The following is a 16676-nucleotide window of genomic DNA, read 5'->3' as shown; positions in this document are numbered from 1 at the left end:
GTTCCCCCTGGGGAGCACCGCGCCCTTCATTCGTTCAGGCCGGCTACTTCGACTCCACCGGCTCCAGACACATCTCGAACTGCACCCGCCCGCGCCGGGTCTCCTGGTACTGGGACTGGCCCGGCTTGCACTCGCTCTCGAACTTGCTCGCGACCTTGTACTCGGCCTTGGCGTTCGAGCAGCCGATGACCTCCATGTCGGGGCTGCCGTCGGACCCCTTGTTCTGGACGCAGTCGCCGACCTCGGCGACCGCGGGCGCCTTGGCGGCCTCGCTGCCCGGGCCTGTGGTGTTGCCCCGGCTGCTGTACCACCAGACGCCCGCGACGACGGCGGCGATGAGCAGCGTCACCACCTTCATCAGGGGTGACAGGCGGCTGAAAGATGAATTGGACAAGGTAAGTCCCCCGACTTTCCATGCGTGTTCACGTCAAGACTGAGCGGCAGACGCTACAAGATCGCCTGCCCCTTGACGAAACCAGCCCCTTGCACCACCCTTTCACTACTCAATTAGTGAAAGGGTGGTGCAAGGGCATGGTCGAGTTCCGTATCGACCGGCGCAGCGGCGTCGCCACCTATCTCCAGATCGTCCAGCAGACCCAACAGGCCCTGCGCCTTGGCCTGTTGGAACCGGGCGACAAGCTGCCGACGGCCCGTGAGGTCGTGGAGGCGACGGCCATCAACCCGAACACGGTCCTGAAGGCCTACCGCGAACTGGAACGCGAGGGCCTGGTCGAGGCGCGGCGCGGGCTCGGCACCTTCGTGCGGAAGACGCTGGGCTCCACGCCCACCGACTCCCCGCTGCGGGGCGAGCTGAGCCAGTGGGCCGCGCGTGCCCGTGCGTCCGGTCTGGAGAGGGACGACGTGGCGGCGCTGTTCAGCGCCGTACTCGAAGAGCAGTTCACGCAGTCAGAGCAGAACGTGACCAAGGGGGGCTCCGCATGACCGACACCGCCATCGAGGCGGCCGCGCTGGCCAAGAGTTACGGGAGGCGGGGCGACGCCCTGCGCGACTGCTCCTTCCGGCTGCCCGCCGGGAGGATATGCGCGGTCGTCGGGCCCAACGGCGCGGGTAAGTCGACGCTGCTCGCCCTGGCCGCCGGTCTCGTCCGCCCGACCGGGGGCAGCGTCACCGTGCTCGGCACCACACCGGCCGCCGCGCGCGAACACATCGCGTACGTCGCCCAGGACAAGCCTCTCTATCCGCAGCTCAGCATCGCCGACACCCTGCGGCTCGGCGCCGAGCTGAACCCCGGGCGCTGGGACGCGGGGCTCGCCGAACGCGTCGTACGGGAAGGGGGGTTGGACCCGAAGGCACGTGTGCGCACGCTCTCCGGTGGTCAGCGCACCCGCGTCGCGCTGGCCCTCGCGCTGGGCAAGCGGGCCGAACTCCTGCTCCTGGACGAGCCGATGGCCGACCTCGACCCGCTCGCCCGGCATCAGCTGATGGGGACGCTGATGGCCGAGGCCGCCGAGCACGGCACCACCGTGGTGATGTCCTCGCACATCGTCGGTGAACTGGCGGAGTCCTGCGACCACTTGCTCCTGGTCTCCGGCGGCCGGGTCCGGCTCGGCGGCGGCACCGACGACCTCGTCGCGGCGCACGCCCTGGTCACCGGCCGCCGCCCCGTCGAGGAACTCGCCCCGCACACCGTCGTGGAGTCCCGCGCCACGGGGCGCGGCCTGGCCGCGCTGATCCGCCCGGAGGGCCCGGTCGGCGACGGCTGGGACGTCGAAGAGCCTTCCCTGGAGGAACTGTTGCTGGCCCATCTGCGCTCACCCGAGGCCCCGGCGCTGCTGACGCCGAGCACGGCGCCCGGCGCTGACCGCGAGGTGACGGTATGAGCTCGCCTCTCCTGCGCGGTCCGCGCTGGGCGGACGTCCGGCTGCATCGCACCGCGCTGTGGTGCGCGGGTGGCCTCGTCGTCCTGGCGGCGGTGGTGACGGGTTACCTGCGGTGGGCGGCCTCGGCCTACCCGGTGCCGACCGCCGACTGCTACGGCCCCTGCGAGGACACCTTCCTCGGGTTCGCCAGCGCCATGGACCTGCTCTCCAGCACCATGGAAAAGGGGGCCGTGGCCCTGCTGCTCCTGCCCGTGCTGATCGGTGCCTTCGTCGCAGGCCCGGTGATCGGCCGTGAGATGGAGTCCGGGGCGTACAAGCTGGCCTGGACCCAGTCGGTCTCCCCCGCGCGCTGGCTCGCGTCGAAGCTGACAACAGCCGCCGCGCTGACCGTGGGCGGCGCGCTCGTGCTCATGGCCGTCTTCCAGCTCGGCGCCTGGAACCTCCTGGGCCGCTGGAACCTCTCCTGGACCGACCGGGGCGTGTACGAGGCGATCGGTCCCGTGCTCATCGCGTACTGCCTGCTCGCCGTGGCCGTCGGCGCGCTCGCCGGACTGCTCCTGCGGCGCACGCTGCTCGGCATGTCCGTCACCGGCGTCGTCACCGGCGGCGTTCTCCTCGCCCTGGGCAGCGTGCGCTGGGACCTGTTCCCGGCGACCACGCTCTCAGGGCCCGCCTCGGGCAAAAGCACGGGCTACACGATGCATGACGTCCCCGTGGACTCGCTCATCATGGACATGGGGGTCCACAACGCCGCCGGTGAACGGTTCGTGGCCGGACAGTGCTCCCCCGAGCAGATGGCCGACTTCCCTTGCCCGTCCGACACCCGCATCACCGGCTGGTACGCGGACGTCCACCCCTACTCCCACTTCTGGTACGTCCAGTTGATCGAGACCGCCATCGTCCTTACCCTCGCCGCGGCAGCCGCGTACGCCGCGTTCCGGGTGCTGCGGCGCCGGACCGCCTGATTCCGCAGGGCCCCCGGCCGTGTAGACGTCCGGGGGCCTCCCGCACATGTCCCGCACGTCATGTCGCCGTAACCAGTGATTCAGACTGGCTTGCGACCCTCACTCAATGCAGCCCGCCGTGCCCGACCCTCCCCCCATGAACGGGAAGCTCGTCCTCACCCCGGCACTCTCCGACGCGCCCATCGGGGTCCCCACGCGGAACAATGGGGCCATGAGCCAGCCCAGCACGCAAGGTCAGGTCCAGCACGCCCAGCCCTCCGTCGGCTCCATCGCCGCGCACCGCCCTCACACACTGTCGGCAGCGGTCTCCGACCTCGACCCCGACATCGACGCGGATCTCGACGCGTACGACGAGGACGGCCAGGTGGGGCACGACGGCCAGGAGCTTCCGCAGGGCCGTTTCCTCGACCGGGAGCGCAGCTGGCTCGCCTTCAACGAGCGCGTACTGGAGCTCGCCGAGGACCCGAACACCCCGCTCCTCGAACGGGCTAATTTCCTGGCGATCTTCGCCTCGAACCTGGACGAGTTCTTCATGGTCCGGGTGGCAGGTCTGAAGCGGCGCATCGCGACCGGCGTCGCCACCCGTTCGGCCTCGGGCCTGCAGCCCCGCGAGGTCCTCGAACTGATCTGGAACCGCTCCCGCGAGCTCATGGCCAGGCACGCCGCCTGCTACCAGGAGGACGTCGCATCCGGCCTCGCCGACGAGGGCATCCACCTGGTCCGCTGGAACGAGCTGACGGAGAAGGAGCAGTCCCGCCTCTTCACGCTCTTCCGGCAGCAGATCTTCCCCGTCCTGACCCCGCTGGCCGTGGACCCCGCGCACCCCTTCCCGTACATCTCGGGGCTCTCGCTCAACCTCGCCGTGGTCGTGCGCAACCCGGTCTCCGGGCACACTCACTTTGCCCGCGTGAAGGTTCCGCCGCTCCTGTCCCGCTTCCTTGAGGCCTCCCCCCAGCGGTACGTCCCCATCGAGGACGTCATCGCCGCTCCCGCGCACCTCGCGGAGCTGTTCCCGGGCATGGAGATCCAGGAGCACCACATGTTCCGGCTCACCCGGAACGAGGACCTGGAGGTGGAGGAGGACGACGCCGAGAATCTTCTCCAGGCCCTGGAGAAGGAGCTCATGCGGCGCCGCTTCGGGCCGCCGGTGCGCCTTGAGGTCGAGGAGTCCATCGACAGGAACGTCCTCGATCTCCTCGTACGCGAGCTGAAGATCAGCGAGGCCGAGGTCTATCCGCTCCCGGGTCCGCTCGACCTGACCGGCCTCTTCGGCATCGCGGCCCTGGACCGGCCCGAGCTGAAGTACCCGAAGTTCATCGCGGGCACCCACCGCGACCTCGCCGAGGTGGAGTCCGCGTCCGCGCCGGACATCTTCGCCGCCCTTCGCGAACGCGACGTACTCCTGCACCACCCGTACGACTCGTTCTCCACGTCCGTACAGGCCTTCCTGGAGCAGGCCGCCGCCGACCCGGACGTCCTCGCGATCAAGCAGACGCTGTACCGGACGTCGGGCGACTCCCCCATAGTCGACGCGCTGATCGACGCCGCCGAGTCGGGCAAGCAGGTGCTCGTCCTGGTCGAGATCAAGGCGCGCTTCGACGAGCAGGCCAACATCAAGTGGGCACGGAAGCTGGAGGAGGCGGGCTGCCACGTCGTCTACGGCCTGGTCGGCCTGAAGACGCACTGCAAGCTGTCGCTCGTCGTCCGCCAGGAGGGCGAGACGCTGGTCCGGTACTCGCACGTCGGCACCGGTAACTACCACCCCAAGACCGCCCGTCTATACGAGGACCTGGGGCTGCTCACCGCCAAGCAGGAGGTGGGCGCCGACCTGTCCGACCTCTTCAACAGGCTCTCGGGGTACTCGCGCCGCGAGACCTACCGCCGTCTGCTCGTCGCCCCCAAGTCCCTGCGCGACGGGCTCATTTCGCGCATCGACAAGGAAATACAGCACCACCGGGCCGGCCGCCCCGCCTACGTGCGCATCAAGGTCAACTCGATGGTCGACGAGGCGGTCGTGGACTCCCTCTACCGCGCCTCGCAGGCAGGCGTGCCGGTGGACGTGTGGGTACGCGGGATCTGCGCGGTGCGGCCAGGCGTCGCGGGGCTCTCGGAGACGATCCGGGTCCGTTCCGTGCTCGGCCGCTTCCTTGAGCACTCCCGCGTCTTCGCCTTCGGCAACGCGGGCGAGCCGGAGGTGTGGATCGGCAGCGCCGACATGATGCACCGCAATCTCGACCGCCGTATCGAGGCGCTGGTCAGGGTCACCGACCCGGCACACCGGGCGGCGCTGAGCCGGCTCCTGGAGACCGGCATGTCGGACACCACCGCCTCCTGGCACCTGGGCGCGGACGGCAACTGGACCCGGCACGCGCTGGATCCGGAGGGCCAGCCCCTGCGGAACGTACAGGAGATGCTCATAGACGCCCGGAGGCGCCGGCGTGGCACAGCTAAACCATGAGACGACGACAGGCGACGTCCTGTCGGCCTATCTGCAGGGCCAGGCCACGGAGTTCCTGCGCTCGCTGCGGCTGCACCGCGAGTCGTCGACGGACGCGCAGGGGGCGGAGGAGTCCCTGGAGGCGGCCCGCGCCCTGCGCCGCGCGGCCCGCCGCATCGGCGGCACCCTGCACACCTTCCGCCCGCTCCTTGACCAGGAGTGGGCGTCGGGGCTGCGGCCCGAACTGGCGTGGCTGTCCGGCACGTTGGCCCGCGAGCACGCGTACGCGACGCGCTTGGAACGCCTGCTTGACGCGCTGCACCGCTTGTCGGGTACGCCAGGGGTTCCAGCGCCCAAAGAGCCGGTTCCCGCTGTGGGCAGGCGTTCCGCAGGGCGATGGGGGTCCCCCCGCTCGAGCGCAGCCGAGAGTGGGGGAGGGTGGGCACAGCCCACACCGCCGGGTGCGGATGAACAGGGCGGTACGCCGAGGGGCCTGACGGTCGGCGCAGCCAAAGCCGCAGCCCTGCTGGAACGGCAGCTGACCCTCGCCCGGACACGGGCCCACTCCGCAGCCCTCCAAGCCTTCGGCTCCTCCCGCTTCCACGCGGTGGCGGACAACGTCGCCGTACTGGCGAGCGAGGTCCCCCTGATCCGGGCAGCGGAGGACCTGAAGCCGCTGGCAGCCAAAGCCGAGGAAAACCTCGCGGAAGCCGTCGCCGCGCTCCCCCTCGGCCAGGCAGGCCACCCGTACAACGCGGAAGCGCTGACGCACGGCCTCGCGGCGAGCGAGGCCCCCGAGGCCCAGGACGCCCCCTGGCTGAAGACCCGCGCCCTCCTGCGCCTGCACAGGTACGCCCAGGAAGTCCTCACCGGAAGCCCCGGCGGCGACCTCCGCCTCGCGGAAGCGGGCCGCGCCCTGGACCGCCACCGCGAGGCCGCGGACGCGGCGTCGGCCGCGGCATCGGCGGCCCGCACCCCCCGCATCGCCCCGGCGACGGCGTACGCGCTCGGCGTCCTGCACGCCGACCAGCGCCACGAGGTGGAAGCGGCCCGCTTCGCGTTCCACCAGGCCTGGCTCCGGGAGACGGAGGCGGTGAGTACCCGGTGACGCGCCCCGAAGGGGAGGTCGTCCGGGCCGCGGGCTGCGTCCTGTGGCGCCACTCCCCCCATGACGGCCGCCTGGAGATATGCCTGGTCCACAGGCCGAAGTACGACGACTGGTCGCACCCCAAGGGCAAGCTGAAGCGGTCCGAGACGCCCCTCGCGGGCGCCCTGCGCGAGGTCGAGGAGGAGACCGGCCACCGCTGCACCCCCGGCGCCCCGCTCCCCACGGCCCGCTACCTCGCCCAGGGACGTCTCAAAGAGGTCAGCTACTGGGCGGCGGAGGCGACGGACGGCAGCTTCACGCCCAACGACGAGATCGACCGCATCATCTGGCTCTCGCCGACCGCGGCCCGCAATCGCCTCACGCAACCCCGCGACCAGCAGCTTGTCGACGCCCTGCTCGGGGTACTCAACCCTGCGTGACCTTTCGGCTACGTTCCGTAGTGCGTGGCCTAACCAGGCCGCCCTCCGAGGTTCACCCTCCGTTCACTCGTGCCCTTTGGCCACTTCACCTGCCCTGCCTAATTTCAGCCTTACAACACAACGTAAGACCGCAGAACCGCAGTACCGCTAGACCGCAACGACGAAGACCTCGCACGCCGCCAGCAAAAGGGCCGGCGGCTCCCGGAAGGAAGACCCGAAAGTGAAGCTTCAGCGCAAGAACCGGCTCCGCGCCCTCTCCCTCGGCGCCATCGCCGTCTCCGGCGCCCTGGCCCTCACGGCGTGCGGCTCCGACGACACGAGCGGCGGCAGTGGTGGCACCAAGAGCAAGGCCAACGCCGCCAACATCAAGTGTGATGACGCCAAGGGCCAGCTCGCGGCCTCCGGTTCGTCCGCGCAGAAGAACGCGATCGACGCCTGGCGCAAGGTCTACTCGACCGCCTGCAAGGACGTTCAGCTGAACTACAACCCGACGGGTTCCGGCGCCGGCATCACCGCGTTCATGCAGGGCCAGACCGCCTTCGCGGGCTCCGACTCGGCGCTGAAGCCCGAGGAGATCGCGGCGTCGAAGAAGGTCTGCAAGAACAGCCAGGCCATCGACCTGCCGATGGTCGGCGGCCCGATCGCCGTCGGTTACAACGTGCCCGGTGTGGACAACCTCGTCCTGGACGCCGAGACCCTCGCCAAGATCTTCGACGACAAGATCAAGACGTGGGACGACAAGGCGATCAAGAAGCTGAACCCGGACGCCAAGCTCCCCGGCACCAAGATCCAGGCGTTCCACCGCTCGGACGAGTCCGGCACCACGGACAACTTCACCAAGTACCTCAAGGGCGCGGCCCCGTCCGCCTGGTCCTACGAGCCCGGCAAGTCCTGGGAGGCCAAGGGCGGCCAGTCCGCCAACGGCTCCTCCGGTGTCGCGGGCCAGGTCAAGCAGACCCCCGGTGCCATCTCGTACTTCGAGCTCTCCTACGCCTCCGACGGCATCAGCACGGTCGACCTGAAGACCGACGCCAAGGAGCCGGTGAAGGCCACCGTCGACAACGCCTCCAAGGCCATCTCCGAGGCCAAGGTCGTCGGCAAGGGCAACGACCTCGCCCTGGAGCTGAACTACAAGCCCGAGGCCGAGGGCGCCTACCCGATCACCCTGGTGACGTACGAGGTCCTGTGCGAGAAGGGCAACAAGGCCGAGACCCTCGCCGCGACCAAGTCCTTCCTGACCTACATCGCCAGCGAGGACGGCCAGAACGTCCTCAAGGAGAACGACTACGCGCCGATCCCGGCCGAGATCATCTCCAAGGTCCGCACGACCGTCGCGGGCCTGAGCTAGCTGAACCGAGTGCGGCCGGCCCCGTAAGTCAGGGCCGGCCGCACCGTCCGGTGCACCGCCGCCAGGAGCAACTCCCGCTGGAGAAGCGGGGATTCGCTCCGCAGACCGGAGAATCCCATGGATATACCAAGCAGTACGACAGCACCTCCACCCCTCAACGACGTGAAGCCCTCGGGCATCACCCCCAAGAGCCCCCGCCGCGGCGCGACCCGCCCCGGCGACCGGATCTTCCTCGGCCTCTCCCGTGGCTCCGGCATCACGCTGCTCGTCATCATGGCCGCCATCGCGGCCTTCCTGACGTACCGCGCGACCCTCGCGCTCGCGGACAACACGGGCAACTTCCTCACCACCTTCGAGTGGGACCCGGCCGGCGCCACCACCGGCGGCAAGCCGTTCTTCGGCATCGCGGTCCTGGTCTTCGGCACCGTGGTGAGCTCGGTGATCGCCCTGGTGATCGCCGTCCCCGTGGCCATCGGCATCGCGCTGTTCATCTCGCACTACGCGCCGCGCAAGCTGGCAACCCCCATCGCCTTCGTGATCGACCTGCTGGCCGCCGTGCCGTCGATCGTCTACGGCCTCTGGGGCGCCCTCGTGGTCGCGCCCAACCTGACCGGCCTCTACAGCTGGCTCGACGACTACTTCGGCTGGACCGGCATCTTCGAGTACCAGGGCGGCGCCCCGCGCTCCCTGATGACGGTGGGCATCCTGCTCGCCATCATGATCCTGCCGATCATCACGAACGTCAGCCGTGAGGTCTTCCTCCAGGTCCCGAAGATGCACGAGGAGGCCGCGCTCGCGCTCGGCGCCACGCGCTGGGAGACCATCCGCATGTCGGTGCTCCCCTTCGCCCGCTCCGGCGTGATCTCCGCCTCGATGCTGGGCCTGGGCCGCGCGCTCGGCGAGACGATCGCCGTCGCCACCGTGCTCTCCCCGACCTTCCTCATCAGCGCGTCCGTGCTCGACCCCGGCGGCGGCACCTTCGCGCAGAACATCGCCAGCAAGTTCAACGAGGCGACCGAGTACGGCCGTGACGCGCTCATCGCATCCGGCCTGGTCCTCTTCGTCATCACACTGCTGGTCAACGGCGCGGCCCGCATGATCATCGCGCGCCGCAAGGAGTACTCGGGGGCCAACGCATGAGCGCCACCATCGTCAAGCCCGCGAACCTGAAGGGCGCCCGCCTCCCGCGCTGGACGCCGGCTGTCATCGCGCTCGGCTCCGCCGCCATCGGCATCGGCATCGGTGTGGGCGCGGGCCTGGACAGCCGCATCCAGTGGGGGCTGATCGCGGCCGTCCTCTTCATCACCGTCTCGTACGCCGCCGCGGTGGCCGTCGAGGGCACACGCCAGGCCAAGGACCGCCTCGCCACCTCGCTGGTGTGGGTCATGTTCCTGCTCGCGGTCGTCCCGCTCGCCTCGCTGATCTACGAGACCGTGGAGCGCGGCACCAAGGTCTTCAACGGCTACTTCCTGACCCACTCCATGGGCGTGGTCGCGGACGACGAGCCCGGCGGCGGCATCTACCACGCGATCATCGGCACCCTGGAGCAGGTGCTCCTGGCCTCCGCGATCGCCGTGCCGATCGGCCTGCTCACCGCGATCTACCTCGTCGAGTACGGGCGCGGGAAGCTCTCCAAGGTCGTGACGTTCTTCGTGGACGTCATGACCGGCATCCCCTCGATCGTCGCGGGTCTGTTCGTCCTCAGCTTCTGGATCCTGATCCTGGGCTTCGACTTCTCCGGCTGGGCCGGCGCCATGGCGCTCGCCATCCTGATGATGCCGGTGATCGTGCGCTCCACCGAGGAGATGCTCAAGCTCGTCCCGAACGAGCTGCGGGAGGCGTCACTCGCCCTCGGCATCCCGAAGTGGCGGACCATCCTGAAGGTGGTCCTGCCCACCGCGATCGGCGGCATCACCACGGGCGTCATGCTCGCGGTCGCCCGCATCGCGGGCGAGACCGCACCGGTCCTGCTCCTGGTCTGGGTCAACCCCATGATCAACACGAACCCGTTCGAAGGCTCGCAGGCCTCGCTGCCGCTGTACATCTACCAGCAGTACGCGGCGGGCAACCAGGCCGGTTACGACCGCGCCTGGGCGGCTGCTCTCGCCCTGATCGGCTTCATCATGATCCTCAACCTGGCGGCCCGCGGCGTAGCCCGCTGGAAGGCCCCCAAGACGGGCCGCTGACGCGGCCACTCAGCGACCCTCTCGTAACCCCCCTTAAGGCAGTGATCCCCATGGCCAAGCGAATCGACGTATCGGGCCTGACCGCTTACTACAGCTCCCACAAGGCCATCGAGGACATCTCGATGACCGTGGAGCCCCGCTCCGTGACGGCCTTCATCGGCCCCTCCGGCTGCGGCAAGTCCACCTTCCTGCGCACCCTCAACCGCATGCACGAGGTCACCACCGGTGGCCGCGTCGAGGGCAAGGTGCTCCTGGACGACGAGGACCTCTACGGTCCCGGTGTCGACCCGGTCGCCGTGCGCCGCACCATCGGCATGGTGTTCCAGCGCCCGAACCCCTTCCCGACGATGTCGATCTTCGACAACGTGGCGGCGGGCCTGCGGCTCAACGGCTCGTACAAGAAGAACGAGCTGAACGCCATCGTCGAGAAGTCCCTCAAGGGCGCCAACCTCTGGAACGAGGTCAAGGACCGCCTGAACAAGCCCGGCTCCGGCCTCTCCGGCGGTCAGCAGCAGCGTCTGTGCATCGCGCGGGCCATCGCGGTCGAGCCGCAGGTCCTGCTCATGGACGAGCCCTGCTCGGCCCTCGACCCGATCTCGACGCTCGCGATCGAGGATCTGATCGGCGAGCTGAAGGAGCGCTTCACGATCGTCATCGTGACGCACAACATGCAGCAGGCGGCGCGCGTCTCGGACCGTACGGCCTTCTTCAACCTCGCGGCGGTCGGCCAGCCCGGCAAGCTCGTCGAGATCGACGAGACGGAACGGATCTTCTCCAACCCGTCCGTGCAGGCGACCGAGGACTACATCTCGGGCCGCTTCGGATAAACCCCTTCCGACTCCTTGCGGTGCTGCATGGCGGTGCCACCGCAGGGGTAACAAGAAAGGCCCGCCCCCTGGCTCCCGGGGGGCGGGCCTTTCCGTTGTCTCTTTCGCGTACCGCTACAGGAACGCGAGATTCACGATCCAGAAACTGACGGCGGCGACAATGGCCGCGGCAGGCATCGTGATGAACCAGCCGAGAATGATGTTCTTGGCAACACCCCAGCGCACCGCGTTGACCCGCTTCGTGGCACCCACACCCATGATCGCGGAAGTGATCACGTGCGTGGTGGAGATCGGCGCGTGGAACATGAACGCGGTGGTGAACATGATGCCCGCGCCGGTCGTCTCGGCGGCGAATCCCTGCGGCGGGTCCAGCTCGATGATCTTGCGGCCGAGCGTACGCATGATGCGCCAGCCGCCCGCGTAAGTACCAGCGGAGAGCATCAGCGCACAGGCGATCTTGACCCAGATCGGAATGGGCGCGTCGGCGTCCTGCACATCGGAGATGACCAGGGCCATCACGACGATGCCCATGGTCTTCTGCGCGTCCTGGAGACCGTGTCCGAGCGCCATTCCGGCCGCCGAGACCGTCTGCGCGATACGGAATCCGCGCTTGGCCTTGTGCGGGTTGGACTTCCGGAACATCCACATGATCGCGCACATCACCAGATAGCCGGCGACGAGGCCGACAAGGGGCGAGATGAACATCGGAATGACGACCTTGTCGAGCACTCCGGACCAGATCACCCCGATCCCACCGGCGAGCGCGGCTCCGACCATTCCACCGAAAAGCGCGTGGGACGAGGACGAAGGAAGCCCGAAGTACCAGGTGATGAGGTTCCATACGATGGCGCCCACCAGGGCGGCAAAGAGGATCCACATTCCCTTGTTGCCTTCGGGCGTCTCGATCAGGCCCTTACTGACCGTCTTGGCGACACCGCTGCCCATGAAGGCACCGGCGAGGTTCATGACGGCGGCCATCGCGAGTGCCGCGCGGGGCGTCAGCGCACGGGTGGAGACGGAAGTGGCGATGGCGTTCGCGGAATCGTGAAAGCCATTCGTATACGTAAATCCGAGCGCGACGCCAATGGTCACGACCAAAGCAAAGGTGTCCATGGAGAGGCCTCAGGACTCCTTGACCGCGATGGTCTCCACCGTGTTCGCGACGTGCTCGAACGCGTCGGCGGCCTCTTCGAGCACGTCGACGATCTGCTTGAGCTTCAGCACCTCCATGGCGTCGTACTTGCCGTTGAAGAGCTGAGCGAGAAGCTTGCGGTGAATCTGGTCGGCCTGGTTCTCCAGACGGTTGACCTCGATCCAGAACTCGGTGAGGTTGTCCATCGTCCGCAGATTCGGCATGGCCTCGGCCGTGAGCTCGGCGGCTCGCGACAGGACCTCGATCTGCTGCTCGACTCCCTTGGGGAGTTCCTCGACCTGGTAAAGGACGACCAGGTCGACGGCCTCCTCCATGAAGTCCATGATGTCGTCGAGGGACGAGGCCAGGTTGTAGATGTCCTCGCGGTCGAAAGGCGTGATGAAGGAGGAGTTCAGCTGGTGGAAGATCGCATGGGTAGCGTCATCTCCAGCGTGCTCCGCGGCCCGCATACGCTCTGCGATCTCGGCTCGGGCGGAGGCGTCAGCCCCGAGCAGTTCCATCAGGAGCTTCGAGCCCGTGACAATGTTGTCCGCGGATGCGGCGAACATGTCGTAGAAGCTCGTCTCCCTGGGGGTCAGACGAAAGCGCACGTGGGGTCCTCGGGGTGCTTTGGATTCGGTCAGGCTGATGCTAGGCGCATCATCCGGCCACGGCTAACCGGCCAGACCCCAGTGTCGCCCATCAGGCACAGTGATCAGCACACCCCCCGAGCAATCGAGTATCCTATACCCACTAGGGGTATAGGAAGCCAGTTGAGCCAGTGGCTTTCCTATGACTGCCCAGCAGAGTGACTGTCCAAGCAGGAGGACGCGATGACGACCACCGAGCCGGCCGGTGTGGCCATGAACACCGAAGCGCCCTCCGAGCCCGGCGGCCACGACCAGGGTGTCCACGGCTACCACAAGCAGAAGGACGAGCACCTCAAGCGGCTGCGCCGTATCGAGGGCCAGATCCGCGGCCTCCAGCGCATGGTCGAGGAAGACGTCTACTGCATCGACATACTCACCCAGGTCTCGGCCGGCACGAAGGCCCTGCAGTCCTTCGCCCTCCAGCTCCTGGAGGAGCACCTGCGCCACTGCGTCGCGGACGCGGCGGTCAAGGGCGGCGACGAGATCGACGCGAAGGTCGAGGAAGCCACGAAGGCCATCGCCCGCATGATGCGCACCTGAGAGCGAGTAACGGGCGCGGCAGGGGCCGGGCCGCGCCCACCCCGGGAATCCGGGGCCCGGGACTAGTCCCGGGGATTGCCCAATCGCTGCCCGTCGGTGAAGACGTTCAGGACCTCGTCGATGCGGTCGGCACTCAACCGCTCCTCGGCGGCGGACGCCGCGATGATGAGTTCGCCGCAGAGCTCGATCTCGGCAAGGGCAACGTGGTCCTGAACAGTCGTACCACGCACCGGAGCCACGTCCATCACCTCTTCCTGACCTTGCTTCCTGCCGGTACCGACTTCCTAGAGTAGGGAGCGGCCTACACAACGCGCATGGCACGGACGGACCATTTCCACACCCCCGGGCGCGACTAGCCGGGTACCCCACTTCCCGGCTCCTACTGCCCTGCTCGTACGGCCCGGCTCCTACTTCTCGGCGATCTTCCCGGCGAAGATGTCCTCGCTCGCCGGCAGCCGCACGTCCACCCGCACCCCGAAGTCGAACAGCAGCGTGGTCGACGCCACCTCGGCGTTCGCGACGCTGAAGTGCTGCCGCAGCTTCCGCAGCCGCCCCTGCTCGTCGAGGTACGCGTCGAACGGCACCCGGCCCTTGCTGAACCCTTTCGCCGCCGCCCCCAGGGCCCCCCGCTGCCCTTCGGACGCCGACTTCGCGGCGCGCGGCAGGTCAGCGGTCCCGCGGTAGTGCCGCACCTTCACGCCCGCCACCGCCGTCTCCCCCACGTACGACGCCTTGCTCACGCCCCGCAGCAGCTCCGCCGCGGCCAGCGGATCGGTGGCCCCGCCCGTGACGAGGTTGCCGTCCGAGAGCGAGGCCGTGTCGATCCGCACCCACTTGTCGGCGGGTACCCCGGCCCCCCGGTTCTTCATGTAGAGCGCGCCGCTCGCCATCAGCTCGGTGATGGGACGGTGCTCCTCGTCCCCGGCGGGATCCTTCGGCAGCACCACCACGAAGCGCCCCACCTGCCGCCTGAAGTCGTACGAGCCCTGCCCACGGATGGTCACACGGGTCCCGCCGCTGGCCATCTCCATGGACGTACGCGCCTTGGAACTCCCCGCGCGGACAAGGGCGTCGGCGGAGTCCCGCACGGCGTCCACGGCGTCCTGGGGGCTGCGTCCGTCATCGGCCGCGGCTCCGCCGCCCGCACAGCCCGTGGCGACGGCCATGAGACCCACCGCCGCGGCCGTGGCGACCGCCCCGCCTGTGCGCCTGTGCTGCTGACCCATCGCCCGACTACCCCCAAGCCTTCCCGCGAGGTGCTGTAGCCCCCTGTCGTTCCGTGTAACGACCGGTACGTTGACCCGGTCACGCGTAAGAGCGTTCACCCGGCGTGGGTACGGTGGAGTCGTGGCCGAGGAGCAACAGGACGAACCCCACCGCACGACAACGGTCGAGCAGGGCCGCTTCTGCGCGGCCACGTGCAGCTGTGGCTGGCGCGGGCCCGCCCGCAGAGCGCGCAGCAAGGCCCGGACGGACGCGGAGTCCCACATGTCGGACCGGTAGGCCACCGCCGACGCACGCGACTCCCGTACAACTCCCCTTTCCGTTCACCGGAACCCATGGGTCCCGTATGCCGTCTCGTAAGCCGGGAAGCAACGGGAGGGGCGTCATGGAACGACGTACGTTCATCAGCACCGCGGCGGCGGCAACGGCGGCCTTCGCGGCGGCGGGCTGCACGAGCTCCGGCGAAGGCGCGGGGACCGGCGGCGGCACCGGCGGTGGCGGCTCGCGCTCCGGCACCCCCATCCGCACGTCGAGCGCCGCCGCGTCCGCCGCGGCGAACCTCACTGCCCTCGCCAAGGACCTGGACGGCACCCTGGTCAAGCCGGGCGAGGCGAAGTGGGCGGCGGCCCGGCAGCTCTACAACACGCGCTACGACAGCCTCAGGCCGACGGCGGTCGCGTACGTGGCGAACCTCGACGACATACGCACGACCCTGGCCTACGCCCGCGCGCACGACGTCCCGGTCTCCATACGCAACGGCGGCCATTCCTACGGGGGTTGGTCGTCCGGCACGGGCCGCCTCATCGTCGACGTGTCGAAGCTGAACAAGACCCGCGCCAGTGGCTCGACGGCCACGGTCGGCGCGGGCGCGAAGCTGATCGACGTCTACCGCGCGCTCGCCGCGAAGGGCGTGACGATCCCGGCGGGCTCCTGCCCGACGGTCGGCGTCTCCGGCCTGACCCTCGGCGGCGGCCATGGAGTGGTCTCGCGGGCCTACGGCCTGACCTGCGACAGCCTGACGTCGGCGACGCTGATCACGGCGGACGGCAAGCAGCTGACGGCGAGCAAGAGCGAGAACAAAGACCTGTTCTGGGCGCTGCGCGGCGCGGGCAACGGGAACTTCGGCGTGGTGACGGAGCTCCGGTTCCGCACGCACGCGGCTCCGCAGGCCGTCTCGGCGTACATGACCTGGCCCTGGTCGAAGGCCGCCGCGGTCATCAAGGCGTGGCAGGAGTGGGGCCCCGACCAGCCGGACGAGATCTGGTCGTCGGCGCACCTGGCGAACACGCCGGGCGGGACGCCCACGGTGTCGGTGGCGTGCTTCTCCCTGGGCACGTACGGCGAACTCCAGAACGCGGTGGACCGCCTGGCGGACAAGATCGGCGCCCCGGCGCGCAGCGTCTCGCTGAAGCGGCGCTCGTACGAGGAGGCGATGGAGGTGTACGCGGGCTGCTCGTCCTTCTCGGCGGACGCCCAGTGCCACCTGCCGGGCACGACGCCGGGCCGGAGTCCGCAGGGCACCCTCAACCGTGAGACGTACGCGGCGAGTTCGGACTTCTTCGACCGGTCGCTTTCGGCGGCGGGAATCCGCACGCTCCTCGCCCAGGCGGAGAACGTGACGGGCGCGAGCGGAGGCAGCATCGCGCTGACGGCACTGGGCGGCGCGATCAACCGGGTCGACCCGACGGCCACGGCCTTCGTGCACCGCCGCAGCCGGATGCTGGCGCAGTACATCGCGTCCTGGCGCCCCGGCACGTCCGGCAAGCCGGCCCAGGCCTGGCTGAAAAGCGCGCACGGCTCGATGCGGCGGTACGCGTCCGGAGCGGCGTACCAGAACTACGCGGACCCGACTCTGACGAACTGGCGCGAGGCGTACTACGGTTCGGCGGCGGCCCGCTTGAAGCAGCTGAAGAAGCAGTACGACCCGAAGCGCTTCTTCGACTTCCCTCAGGCGCTGTGACTCCGCTGTGACTGGCTCCTGAGACGCCGGAAGGGCTGG

The 16676-nt window shown here is 69.0% G+C and carries 18 protein-coding genes; 13 read left to right on the top strand and 5 right to left on the bottom strand.

Features of this window, described 5'->3' with window-relative positions:
* Positions 1-43 precede the first annotated feature (43 nt).
* The gene (locus ACWGI2_RS28220; RefSeq protein WP_453698342.1) at positions 44-394 is read right to left on the bottom strand and encodes an LppU/SCO3897 family protein; all 351 of its coding nucleotides are present in this window, start codon (positions 392-394) and stop codon (positions 44-46) included.
* A gap of 137 nt (positions 395-531) precedes the next feature.
* Here ACWGI2_RS28220 and ACWGI2_RS28215 point away from each other — a divergent pair, with 137 nt between their 5' ends.
* From ACWGI2_RS28215 to pstB, 10 genes are all read left to right on the top strand, one after another.
* Positions 532-942, top strand: a complete 411-nt coding sequence (locus ACWGI2_RS28215; RefSeq protein ID WP_160505857.1) for a GntR family transcriptional regulator — start codon at positions 532-534, stop codon at positions 940-942.
* Positions 939-1841, top strand: a complete 903-nt coding sequence (locus tag ACWGI2_RS28210; RefSeq protein ID WP_453698340.1) for an ABC transporter ATP-binding protein — start codon at positions 939-941, stop codon at positions 1839-1841. The genes ACWGI2_RS28215 and ACWGI2_RS28210 overlap by 4 nt, the downstream gene beginning before the upstream one ends.
* The gene (locus ACWGI2_RS28205; protein WP_453698339.1) at positions 1838-2806 is read left to right on the top strand and encodes an ABC transporter permease; all 969 of its coding nucleotides are present in this window, start codon (positions 1838-1840) and stop codon (positions 2804-2806) included. The genes ACWGI2_RS28210 and ACWGI2_RS28205 overlap by 4 nt, the downstream gene beginning before the upstream one ends.
* 211 nt (positions 2807-3017) lie before the next feature.
* Complete coding sequence (locus tag ACWGI2_RS28200) at positions 3018-5264, top strand: RNA degradosome polyphosphate kinase (RefSeq protein WP_160505860.1); 2247 nt, start codon at positions 3018-3020, stop codon at positions 5262-5264.
* Positions 5245-6351: a CHAD domain-containing protein gene (locus tag ACWGI2_RS28195; RefSeq protein WP_453698338.1), complete on the top strand. Its 1107-nt coding sequence runs from the start codon at positions 5245-5247 to the stop codon at positions 6349-6351. The genes ACWGI2_RS28200 and ACWGI2_RS28195 overlap by 20 nt, the downstream gene beginning before the upstream one ends.
* Positions 6348-6770 (top strand): NUDIX hydrolase, encoded by a 423-nt coding sequence (locus tag ACWGI2_RS28190; RefSeq protein ID WP_453698336.1) that lies wholly within the window; start codon positions 6348-6350, stop codon positions 6768-6770. The genes ACWGI2_RS28195 and ACWGI2_RS28190 overlap by 4 nt, the downstream gene beginning before the upstream one ends.
* Positions 6771-6990: 220 nt before the next feature.
* Positions 6991-8118 carry a phosphate ABC transporter substrate-binding protein PstS gene (gene pstS, locus ACWGI2_RS28185; protein ID WP_453698334.1) on the top strand — a complete coding sequence of 376 codons (1128 nt, stop codon included), beginning with the start codon at positions 6991-6993 and terminating at the stop codon, positions 8116-8118.
* 117 nt (positions 8119-8235) lie between these two features.
* The gene (gene pstC / locus ACWGI2_RS28180) at positions 8236-9258 is read left to right on the top strand and encodes a phosphate ABC transporter permease subunit PstC (RefSeq protein WP_453698333.1); all 1023 of its coding nucleotides are present in this window, start codon (positions 8236-8238) and stop codon (positions 9256-9258) included.
* Entirely contained in the window at positions 9255-10304 is a 1050-nt protein-coding gene (pstA, locus tag ACWGI2_RS28175; protein ID WP_453400810.1) for a phosphate ABC transporter permease PstA, read from the top strand. Before pstC ends, pstA begins: the two co-directional genes overlap by 4 nt.
* Positions 10305-10354: 50 nt before the next feature.
* Positions 10355-11131 (top strand): phosphate ABC transporter ATP-binding protein PstB, encoded by a 777-nt coding sequence (gene pstB, locus ACWGI2_RS28170; RefSeq protein WP_453400811.1) that lies wholly within the window; start codon positions 10355-10357, stop codon positions 11129-11131.
* Between the two features lie 114 nt (positions 11132-11245).
* Here pstB and ACWGI2_RS28165 read toward each other — a convergent pair whose 3' ends face one another.
* Positions 11246-12244 (bottom strand): inorganic phosphate transporter, encoded by a 999-nt coding sequence (locus ACWGI2_RS28165; RefSeq protein WP_249589095.1) that lies wholly within the window; start codon positions 12242-12244, stop codon positions 11246-11248.
* Positions 12245-12253: 9 nt separating this feature from the next.
* Positions 12254-12874, bottom strand: coding sequence for a DUF47 domain-containing protein (locus tag ACWGI2_RS28160; protein ID WP_453400812.1), 621 nt, complete (start codon positions 12872-12874; stop codon positions 12254-12256).
* Positions 12875-13096: 222 nt separating this feature from the next.
* Between ACWGI2_RS28160 and ACWGI2_RS28155 the strand changes: the two genes are divergently transcribed.
* Positions 13097-13453, top strand: coding sequence for a metal-sensitive transcriptional regulator (locus ACWGI2_RS28155; RefSeq protein ID WP_160505880.1), 357 nt, complete (start codon positions 13097-13099; stop codon positions 13451-13453).
* 62 nt (positions 13454-13515) lie between these two features.
* Here ACWGI2_RS28155 and ACWGI2_RS28150 read toward each other — a convergent pair whose 3' ends face one another.
* Together ACWGI2_RS28150 and ACWGI2_RS28145 are read right to left on the bottom strand one after the other, a co-directional pair.
* Entirely contained in the window at positions 13516-13698 is a 183-nt protein-coding gene (locus ACWGI2_RS28150; RefSeq protein ID WP_453698332.1) for a hypothetical protein, read from the bottom strand.
* Positions 13699-13860: 162 nt separating this feature from the next.
* On the bottom strand, positions 13861-14679 hold the full coding sequence (locus ACWGI2_RS28145; protein WP_453698331.1) for a hypothetical protein: 819 nt from the start codon (positions 14677-14679) through the stop codon (positions 13861-13863).
* Positions 14680-14800: 121 nt separating this feature from the next.
* Here ACWGI2_RS28145 and ACWGI2_RS28140 point away from each other — a divergent pair, with 121 nt between their 5' ends.
* Together ACWGI2_RS28140 and ACWGI2_RS28135 are read left to right on the top strand one after the other, a co-directional pair.
* Positions 14801-14956, top strand: a complete 156-nt coding sequence (locus ACWGI2_RS28140; RefSeq protein ID WP_453400815.1) for a hypothetical protein — start codon at positions 14801-14803, stop codon at positions 14954-14956.
* 106 nt (positions 14957-15062) lie between these two features.
* Entirely contained in the window at positions 15063-16637 is a 1575-nt protein-coding gene (locus ACWGI2_RS28135; protein ID WP_453698329.1) for an FAD-binding oxidoreductase, read from the top strand.
* Positions 16638-16676 lie beyond the last annotated feature (39 nt).

Source organism: Streptomyces sp. NPDC054866, from assembly GCF_053610745.1.
The sequence above is the reverse complement of the archived record's forward strand: the minus strand, read 5'-3'. Positions and strand labels throughout refer to the sequence as shown.

Excerpts from the sequence above, each read along its gene's own strand:
- ACWGI2_RS28215 (WP_160505857.1), top strand. The coding sequence starts at position 532 with ATGGTCGAGTTCCGTATCGACCGGCGCAGCGGCGTCGCCACCTATCTC.
- ACWGI2_RS28135 (WP_453698329.1), top strand. The coding sequence starts at position 15,063 with ATGGAACGACGTACGTTCATCAGCACCGCGGCGGCGGCAACGGCGGCC.
- ACWGI2_RS28150 (WP_453698332.1), bottom strand. The coding sequence starts at position 13,698 with ATGGACGTGGCTCCGGTGCGTGGTACGACTGTTCAGGACCACGTTGCC.
- ACWGI2_RS28155 (WP_160505880.1), top strand. The coding sequence starts at position 13,097 with ATGACGACCACCGAGCCGGCCGGTGTGGCCATGAACACCGAAGCGCCC.
- ACWGI2_RS28165 (WP_249589095.1), bottom strand. The coding sequence starts at position 12,244 with ATGGACACCTTTGCTTTGGTCGTGACCATTGGCGTCGCGCTCGGATTT.
- pstB (WP_453400811.1), top strand. The coding sequence starts at position 10,355 with ATGGCCAAGCGAATCGACGTATCGGGCCTGACCGCTTACTACAGCTCC.
- pstC (WP_453698333.1), top strand. The coding sequence starts at position 8,236 with ATGGATATACCAAGCAGTACGACAGCACCTCCACCCCTCAACGACGTG.
- ACWGI2_RS28200 (WP_160505860.1), top strand. The coding sequence starts at position 3,018 with ATGAGCCAGCCCAGCACGCAAGGTCAGGTCCAGCACGCCCAGCCCTCC.
- pstA (WP_453400810.1), top strand. The coding sequence starts at position 9,255 with ATGAGCGCCACCATCGTCAAGCCCGCGAACCTGAAGGGCGCCCGCCTC.
- ACWGI2_RS28205 (WP_453698339.1), top strand. The coding sequence starts at position 1,838 with ATGAGCTCGCCTCTCCTGCGCGGTCCGCGCTGGGCGGACGTCCGGCTG.
- ACWGI2_RS28210 (WP_453698340.1), top strand. The coding sequence starts at position 939 with ATGACCGACACCGCCATCGAGGCGGCCGCGCTGGCCAAGAGTTACGGG.
- ACWGI2_RS28145 (WP_453698331.1), bottom strand. The coding sequence starts at position 14,679 with ATGGGTCAGCAGCACAGGCGCACAGGCGGGGCGGTCGCCACGGCCGCG.